Origin of the sequence: Okeania hirsuta, assembly GCF_003838195.1 — a bacterium.
GTDB classification, from domain to species: domain Bacteria; phylum Cyanobacteriota; class Cyanobacteriia; order Cyanobacteriales; family Microcoleaceae; genus Okeania; species Okeania hirsuta.
The window spans coordinates 1-528 of the sequence record NZ_RCBY01000712.1 but is presented as its reverse complement, the minus strand read 5'-3'; the positions used below and the strand labels follow the sequence as shown (position 1 = coordinate 528).

The window sequence follows — 528 nt, the reverse complement described above, 5'->3', positions numbered from 1 at the left end:
GGAGACAGGAGATATGGAAACGAGCAAGGAGGTAGGAGTAAGAATTGTAAGAATGATTTTTATGCCCAACTATGAGCCTAAAATACTAACTTTTTGAGCATGAAGAGCTGAAAAATTTGCACTTTTTTCGACCCCAAAAAGGCACTTATCTTTGTATGTCAATGCTTTTAGATTTAATCAGAAAGCCCTAATAATTAATAATTATTAATTATTAATTGTTGAACCCTTCCTTCTTCCTTCTGCTATGTGAGTTAAAAAATTTTCAACATTTGTGCTGCTTGGACTAAACCAGGCACAGCTTGTACAGGCCATTTTCCTTCTGCCCTGCGCCCTTGATTTAAAATGAACTGAACAGTATAACTTTCTGGAAACCCTTCTACCTGCATCCAGAGCAAATCACTTTCAGCTTCGCAGACTATTCTCTCTTCATCCATCAACTCATCTGCCATCTGGTTTATAGCTTTATTTAACTGGTCTAATAATCTGCAAAAATCCTCAAGTTCTCCTTCTGTTAGTTCTATTGACCAC

At 36.9% G+C, this 528-nt stretch carries 1 protein-coding gene; it reads right to left on the bottom strand.

What is annotated here, in order from left to right; genetic code table 11:
- Positions 1-251: 251 nt before the first annotated feature.
- Positions 252-528, bottom strand: a 277-nt coding sequence (locus tag D5R40_RS33825) for a DUF1818 family protein (RefSeq protein ID WP_124155941.1), incomplete at its 5' end; no start/stop codon positions are given.